Raw genomic sequence first — 3913 nt, forward strand, 5'->3', positions numbered from 1 at the left:
GTGCAACACCACAGTGGCACTTTCGCCCAGGTAGTCGAACACCGTGGCCGTTTCTTCAAAGAAAAGCGGCAGGTAGTACTCGATGCCGGCGGTGGCTACGCCGTTGCCCATGTCTTTGTAGATGCGGCTCTTGGTCGGGTCGCCGTCCAGCAGCTCGCGCCAGCGGCTGCGGAACCGGGCGCGCGCCTCGTCGTCCATCGGGAACTCGCGTCCGGGCAGCAAACGCACTTCCGGCACAGGGTAGAGGCTGCGCTGGCTGTCGGGGTCAAAGGTGCGGATGCTGTCGATCTCGTCATCAAACAGGTCGACGCGGTAAGGCACGGGGCTGCCCATGGGGAAAAGGTCGATCAGGCCGCCGCGCACCGCGTATTCGCCGGGGCTGACGACCTGCGTGACGTGGCTGTAGCCGGCGAGGGTGAGCTGGGCTTTAAGTTTGGTTTCGTCGAGCTTTTGCTTGACCTTGAACTGGAAGGTATAGCCCGCCAGGAAGCTGGGCGGCGCCAGGCGGTAGAGCGCCGTGGTGGCCGGCACGATGACCACGTCGGCGCCAGTTTCCTTGTCGCGCTGCTGGATTCGCCACAAGGTGGCCAGGCGCTCGCTGATCAGGTCCTGGTGGGGCGAGAAGGTGTCGTAGGGCAGGGTTTCCCAGTCGGGAAACAGGGCGCAGCGCAGGTCAGGTGCAAAGAAGGCGATCTCGTCCATCAGGCGCTGGGCCGTGGTGGCGTCCGACGTGATGATGGCGGTGAGCTTACCGGCGGCTTTTTCGCGAATGCCCAGGCGCGCCAGCAGCAGGGCATCGGCGGAACCGGCGGGCTGGGGCAGGGTGTAGCGTTTGCCGGTGACGAGTGAGGGTAGGTGCATTGATCGGTGCGCTKGCTGGGGGCGTTTCAAACAATCAAAAAAGGAAAAGGCCAAAATTCAAACGACAAAAGCCAGACACCCCAAACCATCCGGAGTGGGGTGCCTGCATGCGTTCAAGCATCGATTTTAGAATCTATGATGAAGTTATGACGACAAGCCTTGCCAATAACCGTTCCGAACCCCGTTTTTTTGTGCTGATACCCTGTGCGGGGCAAGGTAGCCGGGCCGGAACCCCTCAAGCCAAGCAATACCAGGTGATTGACGGCATCCCTATGGTCCGCCATACCGTGGAGGCATTTCGGGCGCTTCCAGGCACTTTCGCCGGTTTGTGGGTGGTCATTTCCCCGTCGGATGACGACTTTTTGAAGGTGTTTCCCGATTTCGGCAACACGAACGAAACCCTGTGGGTTGGTGGTGGACTGACCCGTGCGGCCACGGTGCTGAACGGCCTCAAAGCGATGGTGGCGCGGCAACCCGGCGGCGCCGCCCTGACCGACTGGGTGCTGGTGCACGATGCGGCGCGCTGCCTGGTCACAGCCGGGCAGATCAAGGCCTTGATCCATGAATGCCGCAATGACTCTGTGGGCGGCCTGCTGGCTCAAAAGCTGCCGGACACGCTTAAAACCGAACGGGACGGCCGCGTGGCCGCCACTGTGGACCGTAGCGACAAATGGCTGGCGCAAACGCCGCAAATGTTTCGTATCGGCGCGCTGATCGATGCGCTGGAGCACACAGGAGACGCTGTCACCGATGAATCCAGCGCCATGGAAGCAATGGGCGTATCGCCCAGGCTGGTCAACGGCAGTGCGCAGAACTTCAAGGTGACCTATCCGGAAGATTTCGCTCTGGCGGAAGCGATTCTCTGGCAGCGCAGACGCAGCGGCGAAGTGGCTGGTTTTGCCGGCAGCCCTTGAATGCCGCCTGACTATTCAAACCATCTTATGAAAGCCCTCATCCATGTCCCTCGTGAATTTTCGAATCGGTGAAGGCTGGGACACCCACGCGTTGGTGCCTGGGCGCAAGCTCATCATCGGTGGTGTGGACATTCCCCACACCGTCGGCCTGCTTGGCCATTCGGACGCCGATGTACTGTTGCACGCCATCACCGATGCGTTGCTGGGCGCTGCCGGGCTGGGCGACATCGGCTCGCATTTTCCGGACACCGACGCGCGCTTCAAGGGCGCTGATTCGACCGTCTTGCTGGCGGAGGTCGGGCGCTTGCTGGCAGAGCGTGGCCACAAGATCGGCAACATCGACAGCACAGTCATTGCGCAGGCGCCCAAACTTGCGCCTTACATTGCGGCAATGCGCACGCGCATCGCAGAAGTGCTGGCGCTGGAAGTGGGACAGGTGAACGTCAAGGCCAAGACCGCCGAAAAGCTCGGCCCGGTAGGACAGGGCCTGAGCATGGAAGCCCGGGCTGTTGTTCTGCTTTTTTAGTGCTATCGTTTTGATAGCTGATCGCGCACGGCCTGCCTGGTCGGAGGGGTGATTTCTCTTTGAGGCCGGCTGCGGAGCCGGGCAACCGTCCGCAAGGGGAATCAGCTCCTGCGCAGCTTGATATGCGCGGCGAGCCCACCGGAGCCTGTGTTGGCCAGGCCAAACACACCGCCCATGCGGTGAATCGTCTTTTCGACAATCGCGAGACCMAGGCCCGCGCCGGTAGCGGCCGTGCGTGCGGCGTCTCCCCGGAAAAACGGGCGGGTGAGCTTGGACAAGGTCTCGGGCGCCACGCCCATGCCGTGATCCCGTACCTTGATCAGCACCCACTGGTCACGGCCTTTGGCCGCAATATCAACCAAGGCAATGCCGGTTTCAGGTGTCTTGCCGTAGCGCCTGGCATTTTCCAGCAGGTTTGAAATCACGCGCGACAACTCGACCTCGTCGGCCAGCACCGCCATGTCGTCCGGGATGGTCACCGTGACCCGCATGTCTTCATAGTCGGCGATGGCGTATACGGCGGCATCGACCACCGCATTGAGTGACACCCGCTCCAGCCGCGGTGGCTCGGGCCGTGCGTAGTCAAGGAATTTGTCGATGATGGCGTCCAGCTGGGTAATGTCGGCCGCCATGTGCTCGCGTGCATCCATGTCAGTGACGCTCATCTCGGTTTCCAGGCGCAGCCGGGCCAGCGGGGTGCGCAGGTCATGGGAAATCCCCGCCAGCATGATGACCCGGTCCTGCTCGATTTTGGACAGCTGCTCGGCCATGCGGTTAAAGCCGATGTTGACCTCACGGATTTCACTGGTCGCCACTTTTTCATCGAGCAGGCTGGCATCGAAGTCGCCGTCCCGCATCCGGCTGGCCGCGAACGACAGCTGCTTGAGCGGCCGGTTGATCAGGCGGGCAATAAAGGCTRCCCCGGCCAGCGACAGCGCTGCCGCCGTGATGAGCCAGATGATCCAGGTGCTGTTGCGCGAGGGCCCGATCTTGGAAGGGTCTGTGAGCAGCCAGTACGCATCGCCGTCGATGGTAAAGCCCACCCACAGGCCCTTCTGGCCGTTGACGCTGCTGGCCACCACCGTGCCGTTGCCCAGCCGCGCCTTGAGTTCTTCGGCGGTGCGCTCGCCCAACTCGTCGCTCTCGAACAATTCGAACTTGTCCTTGGGTTCCCTCGGCGTGATGCGTACGCGCTCCTCGTCCGCCAGGGTCTTGATCAGCGATACGCGGGCGATGGAGTCGGAATACCGGAGCGCGGCGCGGCTGAGATTGACCAGCGAGGCCAGCTGCTGCGCACTCTGGATGGCCCGCGGCTCGGATTCGAGTGCCCGGAAGGTCTGCAGCCAGGCAACGATGGAGCCGAACAGCAGTAGCGCCAGGAAAAAGAAGGTCCGCCAGAACAGGCTGAAACCCCTGCGCGGGCGCATTTCCAGCGGGGCCGGGGCGGTTTCGAGCGGAACTGGGTTGGTAGCGTCCATAAGGAAGTGGGGTACGTGGGCGCGAGCGCTGTGATCAATGGACGTTAGCACGATAAGCCCGCGCTACCGCAGTCAAGCTGTTGCCGCCTGTTGCAGGCCCGCCATACTTGCCCCCACGGTCGCTCACTTTGTGT

Annotated in this window: 3 protein-coding genes and 1 pseudogene; 2 read left to right on the forward strand and 2 right to left on the reverse strand. The window is 62.4% G+C overall.

Going from position 1 to position 3913, the window contains the following annotated elements; genetic code table 11:
- Window positions 1-861, reverse strand: a pseudogene (locus AC1D1X_RS17740) (transcription-repair coupling factor); the annotation flags it as partial.
- Between the two features lie 146 nt (window positions 862-1007).
- On the opposite strand from AC1D1X_RS17740, the gene ispD reads away from it, so the two are divergent.
- Together ispD and ispF are read left to right on the forward strand one after the other, a co-directional pair.
- On the forward strand, window positions 1008-1775 hold the full coding sequence (gene ispD, locus AC1D1X_RS17745) for a 2-C-methyl-D-erythritol 4-phosphate cytidylyltransferase (RefSeq protein ID WP_477669612.1): 768 nt from the start codon (window positions 1008-1010) through the stop codon (window positions 1773-1775).
- A gap of 43 nt (window positions 1776-1818) precedes the next feature.
- Window positions 1819-2301 carry a 2-C-methyl-D-erythritol 2,4-cyclodiphosphate synthase gene (gene ispF, locus AC1D1X_RS17750; RefSeq protein ID WP_477669234.1) on the forward strand — a complete coding sequence of 161 codons (483 nt, stop codon included), beginning with the start codon at window positions 1819-1821 and terminating at the stop codon, window positions 2299-2301.
- Between the two features lie 101 nt (window positions 2302-2402).
- Here the strand turns inward: ispF and AC1D1X_RS17755 are convergent, their stop codons facing one another.
- Window positions 2403-3779 carry a sensor histidine kinase gene (locus AC1D1X_RS17755; protein WP_477698782.1) on the reverse strand — a complete coding sequence of 459 codons (1377 nt, stop codon included), beginning with the start codon at window positions 3777-3779 and terminating at the stop codon, window positions 2403-2405.
- Window positions 3780-3913: the final 134 nt, after the last annotated feature.

It is taken from the genome of Polaromonas sp. P1_G4, assembly GCF_056405475.1.